The 16472-nt window shown below is 58.1% G+C and carries 17 protein-coding genes and 1 riboswitch; of the genes, 9 read left to right on the top strand and 8 right to left on the bottom strand.

The window, feature by feature from the left end:
• Positions 1 to 47: 47 nt before the first annotated feature.
• The 3 genes from DLM86_RS15405 (at position 48) to DLM86_RS15395 (ending at position 2617) form a co-directional block, all read left to right on the top strand.
• Positions 48 to 986, top strand: coding sequence for a COX15/CtaA family protein (locus DLM86_RS15405; protein WP_110840922.1), 939 nt, complete (start codon positions 48 to 50; stop codon positions 984 to 986).
• A 110-nt stretch (positions 987 to 1096) separates the two neighbouring features.
• The gene (locus DLM86_RS15400) at positions 1097 to 1801 is read left to right on the top strand and encodes a Cthe_2314 family HEPN domain-containing protein (RefSeq protein WP_146250219.1); all 705 of its coding nucleotides are present in this window, start codon (positions 1097 to 1099) and stop codon (positions 1799 to 1801) included.
• 21 nt (positions 1802 to 1822) lie between these two features.
• A complete protein-coding gene (locus DLM86_RS15395) occupies positions 1823 to 2617 on the top strand; it encodes an SDR family oxidoreductase (protein ID WP_110840920.1) in 795 nt (264 codons plus the stop codon).
• A gap of 86 nt (positions 2618 to 2703) precedes the next feature.
• Here DLM86_RS15395 and DLM86_RS15390 read toward each other — a convergent pair whose 3' ends face one another.
• A complete protein-coding gene (locus tag DLM86_RS15390) occupies positions 2704 to 3285 on the bottom strand; it encodes a CGNR zinc finger domain-containing protein (RefSeq protein ID WP_110840919.1) in 582 nt (193 codons plus the stop codon).
• A 147-nt stretch (positions 3286 to 3432) separates the two neighbouring features.
• Here DLM86_RS15390 and DLM86_RS15385 point away from each other — a divergent pair, with 147 nt between their 5' ends.
• Entirely contained in the window at positions 3433 to 3924 is a 492-nt protein-coding gene (locus DLM86_RS15385; RefSeq protein WP_110841059.1) for a DinB family protein, read from the top strand.
• A gap of 91 nt (positions 3925 to 4015) precedes the next feature.
• Here DLM86_RS15385 and DLM86_RS15380 read toward each other — a convergent pair whose 3' ends face one another.
• Complete coding sequence (locus DLM86_RS15380) at positions 4016 to 4267, bottom strand: NifU family protein (protein ID WP_110840918.1); 252 nt, start codon at positions 4265 to 4267, stop codon at positions 4016 to 4018.
• A gap of 75 nt (positions 4268 to 4342) precedes the next feature.
• On the opposite strand from DLM86_RS15380, the gene DLM86_RS15375 reads away from it, so the two are divergent.
• Positions 4343 to 4597: a YuzB family protein gene (locus DLM86_RS15375; protein ID WP_110840917.1), complete on the top strand. Its 255-nt coding sequence runs from the start codon at positions 4343 to 4345 to the stop codon at positions 4595 to 4597.
• A 3-nt stretch (positions 4598 to 4600) separates the two neighbouring features.
• On the opposite strand, the gene DLM86_RS15370 is transcribed toward DLM86_RS15375, so the two are convergent.
• Positions 4601 to 5662 carry an NAD(P)/FAD-dependent oxidoreductase gene (locus DLM86_RS15370; protein WP_110840916.1) on the bottom strand — a complete coding sequence of 354 codons (1062 nt, stop codon included), beginning with the start codon at positions 5660 to 5662 and terminating at the stop codon, positions 4601 to 4603.
• Positions 5663 to 5764: 102 nt separating this feature from the next.
• On the bottom strand, positions 5765 to 6868 hold the full coding sequence (gene mqnE / locus DLM86_RS15365) for an aminofutalosine synthase MqnE (RefSeq protein WP_110840915.1): 1104 nt from the start codon (positions 6866 to 6868) through the stop codon (positions 5765 to 5767).
• Positions 6869 to 7182: 314 nt separating this feature from the next.
• Between mqnE and erpA the strand changes: the two genes are divergently transcribed.
• Complete coding sequence (gene erpA / locus DLM86_RS15360; RefSeq protein ID WP_110840914.1) at positions 7183 to 7542, top strand: iron-sulfur cluster insertion protein ErpA; 360 nt, start codon at positions 7183 to 7185, stop codon at positions 7540 to 7542.
• Between the two features lie 127 nt (positions 7543 to 7669).
• Here erpA and DLM86_RS15355 read toward each other — a convergent pair whose 3' ends face one another.
• The 4 genes from DLM86_RS15355 to DLM86_RS15340 all read right to left on the bottom strand — a co-directional run bounded on the left by DLM86_RS15355 (position 7670) and on the right by DLM86_RS15340 (position 11738).
• Positions 7670 to 7933, bottom strand: a complete 264-nt coding sequence (locus tag DLM86_RS15355) for a hypothetical protein (protein ID WP_110840913.1) — start codon at positions 7931 to 7933, stop codon at positions 7670 to 7672.
• 224 nt (positions 7934 to 8157) lie between these two features.
• Complete coding sequence (locus tag DLM86_RS15350) at positions 8158 to 9984, bottom strand: APC family permease (protein ID WP_110840912.1); 1827 nt, start codon at positions 9982 to 9984, stop codon at positions 8158 to 8160.
• Between the two features lie 96 nt (positions 9985 to 10080).
• On the bottom strand, positions 10081 to 10425 hold the full coding sequence (locus tag DLM86_RS15345; RefSeq protein ID WP_110840911.1) for a type 2 periplasmic-binding domain-containing protein: 345 nt from the start codon (positions 10423 to 10425) through the stop codon (positions 10081 to 10083).
• 83 nt (positions 10426 to 10508) lie between these two features.
• Positions 10509 to 10696: riboswitch (cyclic di-AMP (ydaO/yuaA leader) on the bottom strand.
• Between the two features lie 295 nt (positions 10697 to 10991).
• Positions 10992 to 11738 (bottom strand): collagen-like protein, encoded by a 747-nt coding sequence (locus DLM86_RS15340; protein ID WP_110840910.1) that lies wholly within the window; start codon positions 11736 to 11738, stop codon positions 10992 to 10994.
• 741 nt (positions 11739 to 12479) lie between these two features.
• Here DLM86_RS15340 and DLM86_RS15335 point away from each other — a divergent pair.
• The 3 genes from DLM86_RS15335 (at position 12480) to DLM86_RS15325 (ending at position 16371) form a co-directional block, all read left to right on the top strand.
• The gene (locus tag DLM86_RS15335; RefSeq protein WP_110840909.1) at positions 12480 to 12680 is read left to right on the top strand and encodes a hypothetical protein; all 201 of its coding nucleotides are present in this window, start codon (positions 12480 to 12482) and stop codon (positions 12678 to 12680) included.
• 326 nt (positions 12681 to 13006) lie between these two features.
• Positions 13007 to 14623 (top strand): response regulator, encoded by a 1617-nt coding sequence (locus tag DLM86_RS15330; protein WP_158289486.1) that lies wholly within the window; start codon positions 13007 to 13009, stop codon positions 14621 to 14623.
• The gene (locus DLM86_RS15325) at positions 14620 to 16371 is read left to right on the top strand and encodes a sensor histidine kinase (RefSeq protein ID WP_110840907.1); all 1752 of its coding nucleotides are present in this window, start codon (positions 14620 to 14622) and stop codon (positions 16369 to 16371) included. Before DLM86_RS15330 ends, DLM86_RS15325 begins: the two co-directional genes overlap by 4 nt.
• Positions 16372 to 16472: the final 101 nt, after the last annotated feature.

Here is a 16472-nt window from a genome sequence, read left to right as displayed (position 1 = left end):
CAAAGCCTGTCGAATTGCGATCGAACATAAGAGAAGGTGCATGCAACATGAAAGGTTTGAAATGGTTGTCGACGGCTTCGGCGATCGGCATGGGGCTCGTGCTGTTCATGGGCGCGCTGGTCACGAAAACGGAGTCGGGCGAAGGCTGCGGCACCGATTGGCCGTTGTGCAACGGCAAGTTCGTGCCGGCCTACACGATCGAATCGATGATTGAATATAGCCACCGCTTCGTGAGCGGGATTGTCGGAATTTTGGTGCTGGCCGCGGCAATCGCCGTGTTCATGCGGCTTCGCCATAGCGGTGAAGCGATGCTGTTCGCGTTCGGCGCGCTGTTCTTCACCGTGCTGCAGGCGATTCTCGGTGCGCTCGCGGTCATCTTCCCGCAATCGGACGCGGTCATGGCGCTTCATTTCGGCTTCTCGCTGGTGGCGTTCGCCACGTCGCTGCTGCTGACGGTCGGCATCCGGACGGGCGCCTACGTGCCGTCGACGGGCGGCTCCGGCCGCCGTCCCCGGACGGATGGCGGCTCCGTCCCGATGACGGCGGGCATGCGCCGATGGATCTGGGTGGCGACGATTTACAGCTATGTCGTCGTCTACATCGGCGCCTTCGTGCGGCATACCGAATCGACCGGAGGCTGCCTCGGCTGGCCGCTGTGCAACGGGGAAATCGTCCCGACGCTCGAGGGCGCGACGGGCATCGCGTTCGTGCACCGCGTCGCCGCGGTTGGTCTGCTGGCGCTCGTCGCCTACATCGGTCACCGGGCGACTCGCTCCGAGCCCGCATCGGCGCTGCTGCGCAAATCGGCGAACTGGGCGCTGCTTCTGACCGTGCTGCAAATCGCCAGCGGCGCCTCCGTCGTCTGGAGCCTCGGCAGCGACTGGTATTTGCTCACGGCGCTGATCCACGTCGTGCTCGTATCCGGGCTGTTCGGCGTCCTGTGCTATATGAGCGTTCTCGGCTGGAGGGCGCGGCGGATCGGATGACGGGAGCGCGGATGAGGAAGCGTGTCCGCATGGCACGGGTCGTTTGACCGTTTCCGGAGCAAACTAGGCAGATGAGCGACAATTTTCATTCCGAAGGCGGTGAGACCCGATTGTTCCGAGCTTGGTTTGACGAGCCGAAACGTACCGACGCTGGTCCGCTGCTCGACGCCGTAACCGCCATCGGGCGGTACCGCAAGCTGTTGACCGGCCTCATCGAACGGCAGACGCCGGAGTGCGGCCGTTACACCCGCTACGAGCTGTGGGCCCGCGGGCTGACGAACGCGCTGGACGAACTGGAGCAAAGCGTCTACTGCGCCGCCCGGTTCCGCGAAAGCGTCACGCGCGGGCAGGAGGAGAAGATGACGCCGGAGGAGCGGGACGATTACCGGCGCCACGTCTATTTCTACAAGAACGGATTGATCCGGCTGTTCTCCATTCTGGACAAGCTCGGCTATTTCCTGAACGATCTGCTGAAGCTGAAGTCGGAGCGGGTCAAAAACAAGTTCTCGTACTTCACGGTGCTGCGCCAAATGCAGCATCTGCACGCCGAGCCCGGGCTGTGCGAGCCGCTGCAGAGCATCAAGAACGCGTACCGCGAGCCGCTTGCCCGGCTGCGCGAGAAGCGGAATATGGAAATTCATCTGGTCAATACGGAAATGCTCGACGACCTGCTGCATATCGACCTGTGCCGGGCCGACCGGACGTACATCGAAGATTTGAGCGCGAATATGGACGACCTGCGGCAAGGGATGGACATGGTGTGCCGAACGTTGGCCACGGTGTTCGACTATGTGCACGATCGCAAAAAAACGTAGCGACGAGAAGGAGGAGCCCCCATGCTTCAGGGCAAAATCGCGCTCGTCACGGGCAGCGCGAAAGGGCTCGGCAAAACGACCGCGCTGGCGCTAGCGGATCTCGGCTGCGACGTGGCGGTCAGTTACGTAAACAGCGGGACGGAAGCGCTCGAGCTGGCGCGCCTCATCGAATCGAAGGGCGTTCGGGCGATGGCCGTCCGCGCCGACGTCGCCGTGCGGGACGACAACGTGCGTCTCGTCCGGTCGGTGGCGGAAGCGTGGGGCGCCGTCGATATCCTGATCAACAACGCCGGTCCGTTCGTCCGCGAGCGGCGGACGTTCGACGCGTATGGGCTGGACGAGATCGATTACTTGATGCGCGGCAACCTGCTCGGCGTCATGGAATTGGACCGTCTGGCGCTGCCGTATATGAGGGAGAAACGATGGGGGCGGATCGTCCACTTCGGCTTCGGCCGCGCCGCCGAAGCCCGGGGGTGGCCGCATCGGTCCGTCTACGCGGCGGCGAAGGTCGGCCTCGTCTCGTTCACGAAGACACTCGCCGCCGAGCAGGCGGAGCACGGCGTCACCGTCAACATGGTATGTCCCGGCGATATTCGCGGGAGCTTCAAGGAGAAACGGATCGACGACGTCCGTCATTTGACCGACGAAGAGTTTCCCGGCATCCGTCCGGGCACGGGGGAGGACGTCGCCCGGGTGATCGCCTTCCTCTGCATGCCGCAATCGGACTTCTTGACGGGAAACGTCATCGACATATCCGGCGGCTTCGATCCGATTCGCACGATCGCGGATGCGAACGCTTCCGGCCGGAACGCGTAACGCGCCGGCGCCGATGCCGCCCAAAACGCCGCATGACCCCTGTTTCCGGAACGGAGGTCATGCGGCGTTTTATCGTCTGCGGCGGCTTATTCCGCCTCCGGTTGTGTCGGGGGCGGCGCGCCGCTCCCGGCTTTTTTCCGCGCGCGGAACCGGCGCACCTTCATCAGATTGCCGCACATTTTGTCGTCGCAATATTTTTTCGACCGATTGCGCGTATCGTCGTAATAGACCCACCGGCAGTCGGGATTGTCGCAAATCCGGAACCGCGACGGCTCGCCCTCGGCCATCGTCCGGACGAGCGACGCGGCGATCTCCGCCGCGAGCTGCGGCCAATCCCGCGCCGCGGGGGACAGCCGCAGCTCGTACCGGCCGTCGTCGGCGGCGCCGACGCTGCGGACGACGGGGCCGCCCGCCATGACGGCGTTCAGCCGGCCCAAGTCGGCCGCATCCGGCACCTCTCCGGCGGCGAGCCGCCGCACGATGCCGAGCAGCACGGCGCGCAGCCGCTTCAGCTCGGCGATGTCGCCTTCCGTCGGCGGCCTCGCCGGATCGAAGCCGTGTTCGGCCAGCAATCGTTCGAGCCAATCCGGCCGGTCGAGCCGGTCTTCCGTCCGTCCGCTTCCGCGCCAGTCCCGCCACTCGCTGTTGATGAAATCGTCCCAAAGCATGTCGGTCCCAGGCCCCCTTGCGTTACGCCCACCATTGTAACAGGTTACTATTCGGGACGCTAGTTACTTGACCGCGTTCCTGTCCTCATGCTACAGTGAGATCGGTAACTGGTTAAATCGATTATGATCGTTACGGGAGGGATCGGCGTGACCGACAACGAACTGGTGCTTCACGGTTGGGACACCTGCTACGACAAGGAGGATTGGTTCCCGCCGCTTGCTCAGGCCTTGGACGGCGTGACGGCCGAACAGGCGAGCTGGAGGCCGGCCGGGGAGGCGGCGAATACGATTTGGGAGACGGTGCTGCACCTCCTCTTTTACAAGGAACGGCTGCTGAAGCGGTTGACGGGGGAGGAGACGTCGTATCCCTCCGGGCTGACGAACGACGACACGTTCGCCGGGGCGACCGGCGACGAGGCGGGGTGGCGCGATACACTCGACCGGCTCAAGCGCGTCCATCTGGCGATCCGCGAACGGATCGCGTCATGGGAAGAGGGCGATTTCGAGCGCCTCATTCCGAAAAAGCCGGCCGGTCTGTGGGCATTCAGCCTCATTACGCACGACGCCTACCATATCGGTCAAATCGTGCAAACCCGAAAGCTGCAAGGGTCTTGGCCGTCGAAGCGATCGTTCGAATGAAAGCCGCCGAGCTCGCCCGCACCGCAAACAAAAAGAGCGCCGCATGCCCGGGCCGGGCATGGCGCTCTTTTTTTCACTATAACCGATCGAATTAAAACACTTGGACGACCTCGGTGATGCCTTCGACTTCTTCCACGAGGGCGCGCTCGATACCGGCCTTGAGCGTAATGGTCGAGCTGGGGCAGCTTCCGCAAGCGCCCATCAGCTTCAGCTTCACGACGCCGTCTTCCACGTCCACCAACTCGACGTCGCCGCCGTCGCGCTGCAGAAACGGACGCAACTTATCCAAAACTTCGAGGACCTCGTCATAGATCGACTCTTGTTGTTGTACGTTCTCGCTCATTTGCCTCATCTCCTTTCTCCCTTTATTATAGTACATATTAAGCGAAAATAAAATGGTGCGAACCGGGTGGTGACCATGAGACCGATCGTCGAGTTTTGCACGAACAATATGCATCACGGCACCGACGAAGTGATGCGCCGGCTGGAGGAAAATCCCGACATCGACGTCATCGAATACGGCTGCTTGGGCAATTGCGGCCAATGCTATATGGAGCCTTACGCGCTCGTCAACGGGGAGATCGTGCCCGCCTCGTCCGCGGACGAGCTGTTCGAAGCGATTATGGCCAAGATCAAGGAATGGGAAGCCCAATTCGCCTGGCTGGACGACTGACGTTTAGCCGAAATGGTGCTTGGACATCCAAAGGACGCCGCTTTTCAAGACGCGCGGCATTTTGCCCATGATGGTCCGTTTGCCCATCAAGCCGAAGCCCGCCTTTTTGCCGAGCGAGCCGAGCACGCCCTTCAGCTTGATCGGCTTGAGCTGCGGCGTCTCGCCCTTCCACAGCGCGTGCATGACCTCGGCCACCTGCTTGCCCTGCCCTTCGGCCGCTTGGGCGCTCGGGCTGAACGGCAGGCTGGCGCAGTCGCCGACGACGAATACGTCGGGATAGGCGGGCACTTGATGGTATTCGTTCAACAGCACCCGTCCCTGATTGTCCTTCGGGAGATCGAGCTTCTGCACGATCGGGCTCGGCTGGATGCCGGCCGTCCATACGGTCAGATCGGTCAAGATCGTCTTGTCCCGATCGTACAGGATGCCCGGCTCGAGACGCTGCAGCGATACGTGCGACAGCATCTCCACGTCGTGCTCGATGAACCAGTCCCGGACGTACGACTGCAGCCGGTCCGGGAACGACGACAAGATGCTTGCGCCGCGGTCGATAATGCGGATGTTCAAATCCGGCCGGCTCTCGCGAAGCTCGGAGGCGACTTCCACGCCGCTCAGCCCGCCGCCGACGATGGTCACTTGACCGTACGGATTCAAGTCGTTCAGCGCCTGGTACGTCTTGCGCGACGAGGACATCGTCTGGATGCTGTGCGCGTGCTGCTCCGCTCCGGCGATGCCGTGGAACTTGTCGACACAGCCGAGCGCGATGACGAGCCAATCGTAGGAGATCGGATCGGCGTTTTCCATCATGACGATTTTCCGGTCCAGATCGACCTCCGTTACTTCCCCGTACTTCAAAATGATTCGCGGGTCCGTCGGAAACGACACGCGAATATCCGCCTCGCATACCGTCCCCGCCGCCAAAGCGTAATATTCGGTTTTCAGCCCCTGATACGGCATCCGGTCGACGAGGACGATCTCGGTGCCGTGCGGCGGTTCTTGCTCCAGAAGATGAAGAGCCAGCGTCAAGCCGCCGTACCCTCCGCCCAATATGACGAATTTACCCATGCCAGTTGCGGTCCTTTCCGAAAGGCTTGATTTGAAAGCAAGAAGAAGTAGAGCGATTGTGTATTAGCGTCTCACCCGGAAGGGCATATTATGAGCGGCCCCTTACCCGAATACGCGAATTTCGTTATAAAACGTATCGCGCTCGACCGGAATTCGGTTTGCGCCTTTGATCAAGTGCACGAGCTCGTCGCGGGTCAAACCTTCCGGGGACAGCGCGCCGGCGGAATGGCTGATACGCTCCTGCACGATCGTGCCGTGGGCGTCGGACGCGCCGAACGTGAAGGCGAGCTGCGCCAGCTGCGTGCCGAGATTGATGAAGTAGGCTTTTACGTGCTGAATGTTGTCGAGCATAAGACGGCTGATCGCGATCGTCTTCAGATCGTCGAAGGCGGACGTTCTGCGCTTGATGCCCATGGAGGCGTTCGGCGGCTGGACCGCGTTCGGGATGAACACCATGAAGCCGTTCGTCTCGTCCTGCAGCTCGCGGAGCTGGAGCATGTGCCGGATCCGTTCTTCCTTCGTCTCGATCGAGCCGTACAGCATCGTGGCGTGCGTCTTCATCCCGAGCTTGTGCGCGGTCCGGTGAACGTCGAGCCATTGCTCGGACGTCGCTTTTTCGACGTTCATCTTGTTGCGGTACCGTTCGGTCAAAATTTCCGCGCCGCCGCCCGGCATCGTGCCGAGTCCGGCGTCCCGCAGCGTCTGCAGCACGTCGCGGTACGACAAGCCGCTGATGCGCGAGAAAAAGTCGATTTCCGCCCCGGTATACGCCTTGATCGTCACGTCGGGGTACGCCTGCTTCAGGACGCGGATCGAGTTGACGTAATAGTCGAACGGCACGTTCGGGTTATGCCCGCCGGTAATGTGGAACTCCCGCATTTCCGGACGGTAATGCTTCGCGACGTAAGCGAGAATTTCGTCGGGCGTCAGCGTATAGGCGCCGTCCTCTCCTTCGTCCCGGCGGAAATGGCAGAAGGCGCACCGGTCTTCGCATACGTTCGTGAAGTACAGGCTCATGTTCTCGATAAAATAAACGCGCCGGCCGTTTTTGCGGGTATTCGCCAAGTCGGCCATTTGACCGATCGTCAACAAATCGTCGGATTCGTACAGAAAGACGCCGTCCACGAGCGTCAGACGTTCGCCGTTCTCGACTTTGTCGGCAATCTCGGCCATGCGCCGATCCGGGTTCGTCAGTACGGTACTCATGATGATTCCTCCTATTCGGGCAGCATAATTCGCGCGGGAAGCGCGGGGAAGAAAGGCAAACGGAAAAAAGGCGCTGAAACCCCGGAATCGTCCGGCGGCCCGCGCAAACGGATAAAACGGAAATGCGTCCCGGCCCCGAAAACGGCCGGTCGTTGCAAGATGACGTTCGTGTCGTTGACTAATCTATTATAAACCTACCCGTGCGTACGGGCAACAGAAAGAAGCGGACGGGCGCGCGGCGGGCTTCGCCCCTCTTGAGGAGCCGCCCGATTAGGGGTATACTGAAAGTAGCAAGAAACGAGGGAGGGACCGATATGATTACCATTACGGAGCAAGCTTGCGATAAAATCAAAGAAATGCTGGCCGCGGAGGAAACGCCGAACTTGTTTTTGCGCGTAGGCGTGAAGGAAGGCGGCTGCAGCGGTTTTTCATATGGGATGGGATTCGACGACGACGAGCAAAGCACCGACCAGGTGCTCGACATCAACGGGCTCAAGGTTGTCGTCGATTCGGACAGCACCAAATATTTGCGCGGCCTCGAAATCGACTTCAAGGAGTCGGCGATGGGCGGCGGCTTCACCATCCATAACCCGAACGCGATCGCGACGTGCGGCTGCGGCAGCTCGTTCCGGACGAAGGACGAGGAAGGCAAGCCGAACCCGGACGCTTGCTGATAACGATTTTCGAGGTTGCGGATTTACGACCTTCCGAGCTGTGTTTTGACGTCAAACCACAGCCTCGGAAGGTTTTTTTGTTGCGCTTCATACCGGGGAATGGCGGCGGGAAGAGATCGGCGTGTCGTCAGCTGTCGCCAATCCAGCGTTTCTTAACAAGAATCATTCCAATATTGATCAAGCCGCTCAACAGAAAAGCCGCTGTATAAAGGAACAAGAAGACGAGCATATTCAGAGCGTCGGTATATACAAAAAACGAAACGATCGAAGCGATGAGGAAGACGGCAAACCCTAATCCGAGCGACTGAGCGATGAGGACGGATTTCTTGGGGACCTTGTTGACTCTTGCAATTCCGAAACAGATCGGCACTAGAAGAACGAGCACCAGCATAGTGACATTCACAAATCCCTCTAAATCGATTGGTAAAACCCCCCTGATAATATTCTGAGGAGTAATTCGTCATTGTTCGACCAATTCCTTCAAAGGGCGCATTTTTGCTTGCGGCTGATCGTTGGCGGGTGGTCTTCTGGTCCTATATTTTCATACGGCGCTCCGTTGTGGATCCGCCCAAATAAAAGAGGCACATGCCCACACGGGTGTACCTCTTTCGCGGGTTACTTCTTCAAATGATAAGGAACCGTCGTGACGATGACGTTTCTCCGGTACAACAAGTGGGCGCGGATCAGCAAGCTCGACTGATTATGCAGCACGTTGTGCCACCCTTTCTTGGGGATGAACTGCGGAATGACGACCGTTACCTGATAGTTCGATTCGCTCGCCTTATGCTGAACGGTATCGATCAATTTCGTCAGCGGCTGGATGATGCTTCGATAAGGGGAATACAGCGAAACGAGTCGGACGTCCGGCTGCCATCGCTTCCATTCCTGTTCGAACTGTTCGTTTTCCTCGCGCTCGAACGAGACGTGCACGGCGATCACTTGGTATGCGCCGAGCGATTTGGCGTAGTTCAACGAATTTTCTACAACCCGGGTAAGCCCCGCCACCGGCACGAGGATGACATTGCCTTCGATCGGCACGGCGGGCTCGGAAGGGGTTAGCCTCAACTGTTCGCCGACCGCCCGGTAATGCTTCCGTATCCGGTGAAACATATACAGAATAACGGGCAAAAAGACGAGAACCGTCCAAACTTGGCCGAACTTGGTCAAAAAGAACATGATCGTGACCGTGAAGCTGATCACGGCTCCGGCGGTGTTGACGATCAGCTTGGCGATCCAGCCTTCCGGTTTTTCGCGAATCCATTTCACCATCATCCCCGTCTGGGACAGCGTGAACGGAATGAAAACCCCGACCGCATAGAGCGGAATCAGGTGTTCCGTCCGTCCTTTAAACGGAAGGATCAAGGCGATGGACAAGAGGCCGAGTATTAGAATTCCGTTCGAATAGCCCAACCGGTCTCCCCGAATGGTGAACATCCTCGGAATAAACTTGTCTTTGGCAAGATTGACGGCAAGAAGCGGGAAAGCGGAATACCCGGTGTTCGCCGCGAGGATCAAGATCAACGCCGTCGTGCCTTGAATAAAGAAATACATAAACCCGCGACCGAACGTTTGCTCCGCGATTTGCGAGACGACCGTGACTTCTTCCCTGGGCGCGATGCCGTAATAATAAGCCAAGTAGACGATGCCCGAAAACAGCAGCGCGAGTAAGGCGCCCATGGCGATCAGTGTCTTGGCCGCATTGCTCGGCGCAGGCTCCTTAAAATTCGGAATCGCGTTGGATATCGCTTCCACCCCGGTCAAGGCGGAGCTTCCCGAGGCGAATGCCCTCAGCAGCAAAAACAAGCCGATGCCGGCCACCGGCGTTCCGACCGGCGTATGCAAGGCGGGCGATACGTCGCCCGCCGCTATCCGGTAAAGGCCGACCCCGATCAACAGGAACAATGCCAGAACGAACAAGTAAACCGGATAGGCGAGGATGGAGGCGGATTCGGTTACGCCGCGCAGGTTCAAGGTCGTAATCAGTACCACGAAAATGACGGCGATCGCCACGTTATGGGCATGGAGGCCGGGAAAGGCCGACGTTATCGCATCGGTGCCGGCGGACACGCTGACGGCTACGGTCAAAATATAATCCACCAGCAGCGAGCCGCCGGCGACCAGTCCGGGGAAGATGCCGAGATTTTCCTTGGAGACGACATAAGCGCCCCCGCCGTGAGGGTAAGCGAATATAATTTGCCGGTAAGACAAGATCAAGGCCGTCAATAAAACCAATACCCCGATCGCGATCGGGAGGGAGTACCAGAAGGCGGCCGCGCCGACGGTAACCAGAACGAGCAGGATTTGCTCGGGCCCATAGGCGACCGATGATAAAGCGTCCGAAGACAAAATTGCCAACGCTTTCGTCTTATTGAGCTTCTGCTCCCCCAACTCGTTCGATTTCAGAGGGCGTCCGATCAAAAAACGTTTTATGGAAGATGGCATATGCGGTCACCACTCGTTTCGATTTTGTCCTCTACTCAATATGCCCGCAACGCTCCCATTCCCATGCAAGCTCCCATGTACCCGCCCATCCGGCGTTCAAGAACTGCCGACTTCAAGATCCAACGAGGCCCGACGCAGCTTCAATTTCTTGACGAATGGCGCGTAAAGGTCCCGATCGGCCAGCTCCAACGGCGAACGTTCGCGCTCCCGGCATTCGAAAACGCAGCCTTTTCGGTCGTAGACCAGCCATCGGACGGTCGGCGTCGCAATCGGGCAAAATCGGGCGATTCGTTCCCGAGCCGATTCCATAACCGTGGGCGCGGCTTCCGCCAAAGCGATATCGGACTCCTCCGATTCCAGAAGGTGGGCGATGCGCCGGTCCGAATCGAATGCGACATACGCGCGGCAGCCTTCGGCCGAAAGTTGAAAAAAATGAATCATATCCGGATGTTCCCCTATCCTCGATCGTTTTTGGCAAACAAAAAACACAGGTTCGAAACCTGTGTTTAAAATCACAAGTTCAACCCTCCCTCAATCAACGCTTACGAGGTTAGCTGCCGGATTCGGGCGGTGAGAGTCGCCCTACCTTACGGTGAACCGACCGGTTCACTCGCAAGGATTCACCCCTGAAGACGATGATGCATGCGGGCAGGCATCCGTCCTCGTTGGTTCCCCCGTTTCCCCTGCTCGGGAAATTCAGCGAATACGAATTGAAAAGCGTATGCGATTCGATAACTGAATTGAATAATACGCCTAGAACGGCCGTTTGTAAAACGTACCGTAGGTCCGATTCCAAAGGCTATGTTGAAAAAAAGCCCGGGGAAACGTTTACATCGGGTTGGGGAAGGTGTACGCTTCGTTTTTCGCGTTATTCTTCGAAATGTCGGATCGACTGCGGTTAAAATCTACCCGAACCAAATCGGCAGAAGCGGAATACGATGGTTATATGTCCGGCAAACGAAAAAAAGACCCGAAGCTCGGAGAGCTTTCGGGTCCTCGATACTCCATTATTGCAGCTTCTCGATGGAGAGCGACGCGCTGACCGTCGGCGTGCCGCCGCCGATGCTCGCTTGAAGCGTTTGGGCACCCGTGTTGTCGATCCGATTCAGCGTCAGGACGGTGCCGGCCGTCAATCGGGCGACCACTTGGCCCGGATAAGGCTGGTTGCCTGCACCCGCGCCGTAGTTGCTGCACGGGACGAGAGCGGCCGGTGCGGGACCCGCGCCGTCCGGATCCGCGAACAGGCCGAACGCGCTGTTGCCCGCCGTCGGGAACACTTCCCACGTAATTTTGTAGAAGCCGGTCTCGTTGATGATGAGGCTGCTCGGCGGCGAGAACGTCACGGCCGTTGCGCTGATGACGGAGTTGTTGAACGTGACGGCTCCGCCTTGGGCACCGGGTGCTGGTGCGGCCGCAACGGTCTGGTTCACCGTGCTGCACAGGAACGCGAAATTCGAAATGCCGCCTGCAGGCCCTTGCGGTCCTTGCGGTCCTTGTACGCCTTGAGGCCCTTGCGGCCCCGTAAGTCCGGCCGGTCCTTGCGGTCCTTGCGGTCCTTGCGGCCCTTGAGGCCCTTGCGGTCCTTGAGGTCCCGGTACCGGAGTGACGTTCACCTTCGGCCGGGGGCACGTAACCCGTACGACCTTTTTCACCTTCTTAATGACGCACTTCTTCGCTTTCCGCTTGCTCGGGCAAACCGTCACCGTCTTTTTGAAGCAGTGGCGCTTTCCCTTCTTCTTGATCAAACAATCCATCAATAACACCTCCCTGTTGAGATGGTGTATTGTACGTAGGACAAAGTCCTCGGGATTGGACGATTAACCTGACAAACTCCCTTTTTCGCCAAAATGGGTATTGAAACGGGGGAACAAAGCGGAGAAGCCTTTCCGATCCTTGCCGGCTCGAGGTGCCGGCGAGGATTTTTTTCGTTACCCGTTTCGGTAAGAACGTTATCGGGTAAAGGAAGAAGGGACGAGCAGGGGGAGAGAAAGCTCCGCAGACACGAAGACGCCGCCCGGCGGTCGATATGACCGGAAGGCGGCGCCTCGCAAACGTATACGTTCGGGACCGCGGCGGGCGAGAGCGCGAGAAAGCGCCTGGCCCGTCGGGATCCGAGATGTCGTGTTATTGCGTAATTCGGCTAACCTATATCCCTATGAAAACCTAAAACAATGAAAGCCCTGCCTCTCTTCCATCCTTACGACTCCTTGATCGTGCCAGTGTGAATCAGGTATTGATATCAATCGTTGGAACTATGTGAAGCGAATTCAAATAACACATCCTATAATTTTACAACATTTCGATCTGGAAGTCAATGGCGTGACTCCGGGCTTAGGCGTCCGTGCAATTCGATGCATGCACTTAGGCGAAAATGATGACAGCTCGGACACGGTTTTCATGACCGCGTCATATGGAAATGAAAGGGGCTTATCCTTTACAGTAAAGAGAGAAAAGGACGGACGACCTCGACGAGTCTAAAAAGGAGTGACGATCCCATGTGGGTGTTATGGTATAACGGCAAGCGATACGGAGAGCCGATGAGCCGGATGGAGGCGCTGCGCCACTTTTCCCGTCTCAAGCACGTCTGCATCGGCCTTCAGCTCCGGTACATCCGGCTGAAGCCCCGATTCAGCCGCGAAGAGCAGTGGAAATCGGTCATGGAGAAGTGGGCCGCCGCCGACGCGCATACCGGCTAAGCTCCCCGCGAGTTTGGATGATAGGAACATCTTTGCCGATGCGGGACGCGTGTAACGCTCGGCATCGAATAAGCCCTTCGGGACGGAAGCCTCGCGCTTTCTGCCGAAGGGCTTCGGTCGTTTCTCCTCGGCTTTGGCGGCTCGCCGTTTACAGGCTCCTTTATGATGGGATATAATGAAAATGGATACAATGTATCATAATGTGATACGAATGTTGTACGAACGTCGTGCAACGATTGGACGTCGAGCGGCGATCGCTTTCCGGAACGGACCGGAGGCGATCGCCGATTTGCTATCGATCATCGCGGACGCGGGAGGGATCCGATTTGAAACTGCTCTTGGTCGACGACGAGCCGCTTATTCGCCAAAATTTGAGTTCGGCCATCGATTGGCGCAAGCACGGCATCGAGATTGTGGGAGAAGCGGGGGACGGCATCGAAGCGTTGGCCAAAATCGAGGAGCTGCGCCCCGATATGGTCATCCTGGACGTACATATGCCGAGAATGAACGGGATTCAAGTCGCGGAGACGATCATAGATCGTCCCTACAAGCCGAACATCCTTTTTTTGAGCGGGATCAAGGAATTCGAATATGCGCGGAAAGCGCTGCTGTTCGATGCCGAGTGCTACTTGCTGAAGCCGATCCGAAGCGAAGAGCTGGACGAAATGGTCGAGAAGGTCAAAAACAAAATATGGCGGGAGCAGTACCGGGAAGAGATCGGCAACCGGATGAAGAAGCAGATCGCCGAACATTTCGACGCGCTTCGGGAGCAATTTTTAAACCAAGTGATCCGGACCTCCATCCATGCCGACGTTCTGGATGAAAAATCCGCTTTTTTCGGCATCGACTTGTGCAGCGACGCGTACGCGCTCGTCCTGATCGACGTCGAACAGCTGCAGGAAGCGGGACGACCGGAGGAAGAACGGCAAATGCTGAAATATACGGTATGCGATCTTGCCCGGAAGGTGATCGGCGATGATCCGGACGCGATCCTGTACGTCACGTATGAAGAGCAGCTGGCGCTACTCGTGACCGGAGATCGGACCGATCGGGGAGCGATTTCCGATACGTGTACGCGCATCATGAACGCGTTGTCCGACGTGCTGGACGTGCGCGTGACGATCGGCGTAAGCCGCCGGACGAACGAGATCGCCCGTTTGCCCGATTGCTTCAAGGAAGCCCGGGAGGCGCTGCGGCACCGTTTCTTTCAAGACGGCAGCTGCATGCTGCATATCTCCGACGTCCAAGTGAAGCGGGAGGGGGCGCCGGATATCCCGGTCCCGTACGAGCAATTGGCTTTGTCACTCAAGCAGGGGAATACCGAGCTGCTGTCGGCGGCGCTGGCCGACCTTTTCGAGCGGATCCGGGAGCAGCCGGCACTCGGTTACGAATATGTCATTACAGTGGCCATCCGGATCACGTCTTCGTTCCTCGGCGTCGTTCACGAGCTCGGATACCGGCAGGAGGAAGTGTTCCCGGACGGCTGCAACCCGTATTCCGATCTGCTCGGCAAACGAAGCATTGCCGACGTTCAGCGCGCCATCGAAACGGTGTCCGCGACGATCGCCGCTTTTTTCAACGGCAAAAAAAGCCATAAAAACGCCAAAACGATACTCAAGGCCAAGGAATATATCGAATCCCATTACCGGAACAGCGAGCTTACGCTTCGGCTCGTCTCGGAGCAATTCCACACGAGCTACACCTACTTCAGCCATCTGTTCAAGCAGCTGACGAACGAAAGCTTCAGCGATTATTTGAACCGGGTAAGGGTCGGCAAGGCGAAGGAGCTGCTGGAATCGTCCGATCTCCGGGTGTTCGAGGTCGCCTTCGAGGTCGGCTTCAAAGACCCGCATTACTTCAGCCAAAGCTTTAAGGCGATATACGGCCTTTCGCCCACCGAATACAAGCGGAAGCATTCGAATCGGGAGAGTGGCCGGCCATGAAGTCCGCATTTGCCCATCCGAACCATTGGCCCCTTCGCACCCGGTTGATTATTTTGTTTTTGCTGATCGCCATCCTCCCGCTCGTGCTGCTCATGCGGGTGTTTTACGCCAATTCCAAACAGATGATCGCCGACCATTTCACGGTCAACACGAGGTTGTCCCTCGAATTGATCGACAGCAAGCTCGACTCGGTCCTGGCCGGCGTGGAGGAGAATACGGTGCGGCTGTACGCCGACGCCGACATTCAAACGCTGCTGCGCATTTCCGATCCCGATAACGTGGACATCTCGACGTACAACAACGCGATGAACGTGATCAACGACATCAAATCGAGAAAAGAAATTTATTCGATCCAAATCTACGATCGGCAGTTCCGCATCCGGGCGCAAACCCAGGAATGGGTGCCGCTCGACGACGGAAGACCGGCCGACGCGGCATGGCTGCCGGACGTGCTGAACCGCGAGGGGAAGACGAAATGGGTAAAGGCGGTTCCTTACCGGGGAGGCCATCTGCTGCTCGTCGCCCGGGCCATCAACGACTTGGACACCTTTCGAAACGCCGGCCTCCTGCTGCTCTTTTTCGACGAAACGGAAATCAGCCGCCTGTTCGCGGACTTGCCCGCCGATCCGCTGCAGGTGATCTTCGTCGCGGACGAGAACGGGGCGGTGCTGTCCAGCAGCCGGGCGGACATGATCGGCAAGCCGATGAGCGACTTCTACGATTTGCGGCCCGCTTCCCGGTCGGGCTTCGGTCAAAGCGACGACGGCGATAACCGGTATTATTACATGACGAACGACGAGCATGGATGGCGGATCGTTCATGTCATTCCGAACCAGATGGTCGGGCGGAAGCTCGTTCAGACAAAGCTGCTCGCGATCGGCCTTTCGCTGATCGGCATCGGCGTCATCGTGCTGTTGTCCGTCGTGACCTCCAAATGGATTACGAAGCCGATCACCGCGTTGAAAAATTTGATGCTACGAGTCCAGGACGGCGATTACACGGTCCGATCCGAGCTGTTCAGGCGGGACGAAATCGGCCGACTCTCGCACGGGTTTAACGCGATGATCAACCGGATCAACGAGCAAATGACGAAAATCGTGGAGGAGCAGCGGAAGAAGACCGAATGGGAGCTCCATGCGATGCAAATGCAGATCAATCCGCACTTTTTGTACAATTCGCTGGAAATTATCAAAGGGATGGCCGAACGCCGGGCCGTGCATCCGATCACCGAGATGACGCTGAATTTGGCCGAGTTTTACCGGATCGCGCTCAGCCGGGGAAAAGACGTGATCACGATTCGGGACGAGCTTCAGCTGCTCGAGCATTATTTGAACATCCAGAGCATGTTTCTGGAGCATGCATTCGATTCCTATGTCGAGGTCGACGAGGAGCTGCTGGACTGCCAAATGCTGAAGCTGATCCTGCAGCCGCTGGTGGAAAATGCGATTCAGCACGGCATCAAAGGATTGGACCGCAGAGGATACATCGAGGTCGTGGTCAGCCGGGAGGACGATTCCAGCATCTGCATCGAAATTACCGATAACGGCCACGGCATCGAGAGCGGGAAATTGGCAGCCATCAATCGATCGCTGACCGATGGCGGCGACGCTTATGCCGGCAGTTACGGCATCTATAACGTCAACCAGCGCATCAAGCTGTTCTACGGGAACAGCCGGGGGCTCCGCTATACGAGCGCCGAAGGCGAAGGCACGACGGTTCGGGCGGTAATCGGCAAAATCGAAAATTAACGACCCAAATCGAAAAGGACTCTATTCTGGTGCGCTCCATAAAGCGGTACAGTTGACTTGTCGGAATTGCTTGGAAGCGTTTTCGGCCCAGAAATGGATAT

Source organism: Paenibacillus flagellatus (assembly GCF_003217775.1).
GTDB lineage: Bacteria > Bacillota > Bacilli > Paenibacillales > NBRC-103111 > Paenibacillus_AB > Paenibacillus_AB flagellatus.
Note: the sequence above shows the minus strand (reverse complement) of the source record. Positions and strands in the feature narration are given on the sequence as shown.

What these genes read in the sequence shown, in the direction of transcription:
- DLM86_RS15405 (WP_110840922.1), top strand. Translation starts at nt 48, where the DNA reads ATGAAAGGTTTGAAATGGTTGTCGACGGCTTCGGCGATCGGCATGGGG.
- DLM86_RS15370 (WP_110840916.1), bottom strand. Translation starts at nt 5,662, where the DNA reads ATGGGTAAATTCGTCATATTGGGCGGAGGGTACGGCGGCTTGACGCTG.
- mqnE (WP_110840915.1), bottom strand. Translation starts at nt 6,868, where the DNA reads ATGAGTACCGTACTGACGAACCCGGATCGGCGCATGGCCGAGATTGCC.
- DLM86_RS15390 (WP_110840919.1), bottom strand. Translation starts at nt 3,285, where the DNA reads ATGCTTTGGGACGATTTCATCAACAGCGAGTGGCGGGACTGGCGCGGA.
- DLM86_RS15345 (WP_110840911.1), bottom strand. Translation starts at nt 10,425, where the DNA reads ATGATTCATTTTTTTCAACTTTCGGCCGAAGGCTGCCGCGCGTATGTC.
- DLM86_RS15325 (WP_110840907.1), top strand. Translation starts at nt 14,620, where the DNA reads ATGAAGTCCGCATTTGCCCATCCGAACCATTGGCCCCTTCGCACCCGG.
- DLM86_RS15340 (WP_110840910.1), bottom strand. Translation starts at nt 11,738, where the DNA reads ATGGATTGTTTGATCAAGAAGAAGGGAAAGCGCCACTGCTTCAAAAAG.
- DLM86_RS15395 (WP_110840920.1), top strand. Translation starts at nt 1,823, where the DNA reads ATGCTTCAGGGCAAAATCGCGCTCGTCACGGGCAGCGCGAAAGGGCTC.
- DLM86_RS15335 (WP_110840909.1), top strand. Translation starts at nt 12,480, where the DNA reads ATGTGGGTGTTATGGTATAACGGCAAGCGATACGGAGAGCCGATGAGC.
- DLM86_RS15375 (WP_110840917.1), top strand. Translation starts at nt 4,343, where the DNA reads ATGAGACCGATCGTCGAGTTTTGCACGAACAATATGCATCACGGCACC.
- DLM86_RS15355 (WP_110840913.1), bottom strand. Translation starts at nt 7,933, where the DNA reads ATGCTGGTGCTCGTTCTTCTAGTGCCGATCTGTTTCGGAATTGCAAGA.
- DLM86_RS15350 (WP_110840912.1), bottom strand. Translation starts at nt 9,984, where the DNA reads ATGCCATCTTCCATAAAACGTTTTTTGATCGGACGCCCTCTGAAATCG.
- DLM86_RS15380 (WP_110840918.1), bottom strand. Translation starts at nt 4,267, where the DNA reads ATGAGCGAGAACGTACAACAACAAGAGTCGATCTATGACGAGGTCCTC.
- erpA (WP_110840914.1), top strand. Translation starts at nt 7,183, where the DNA reads ATGATTACCATTACGGAGCAAGCTTGCGATAAAATCAAAGAAATGCTG.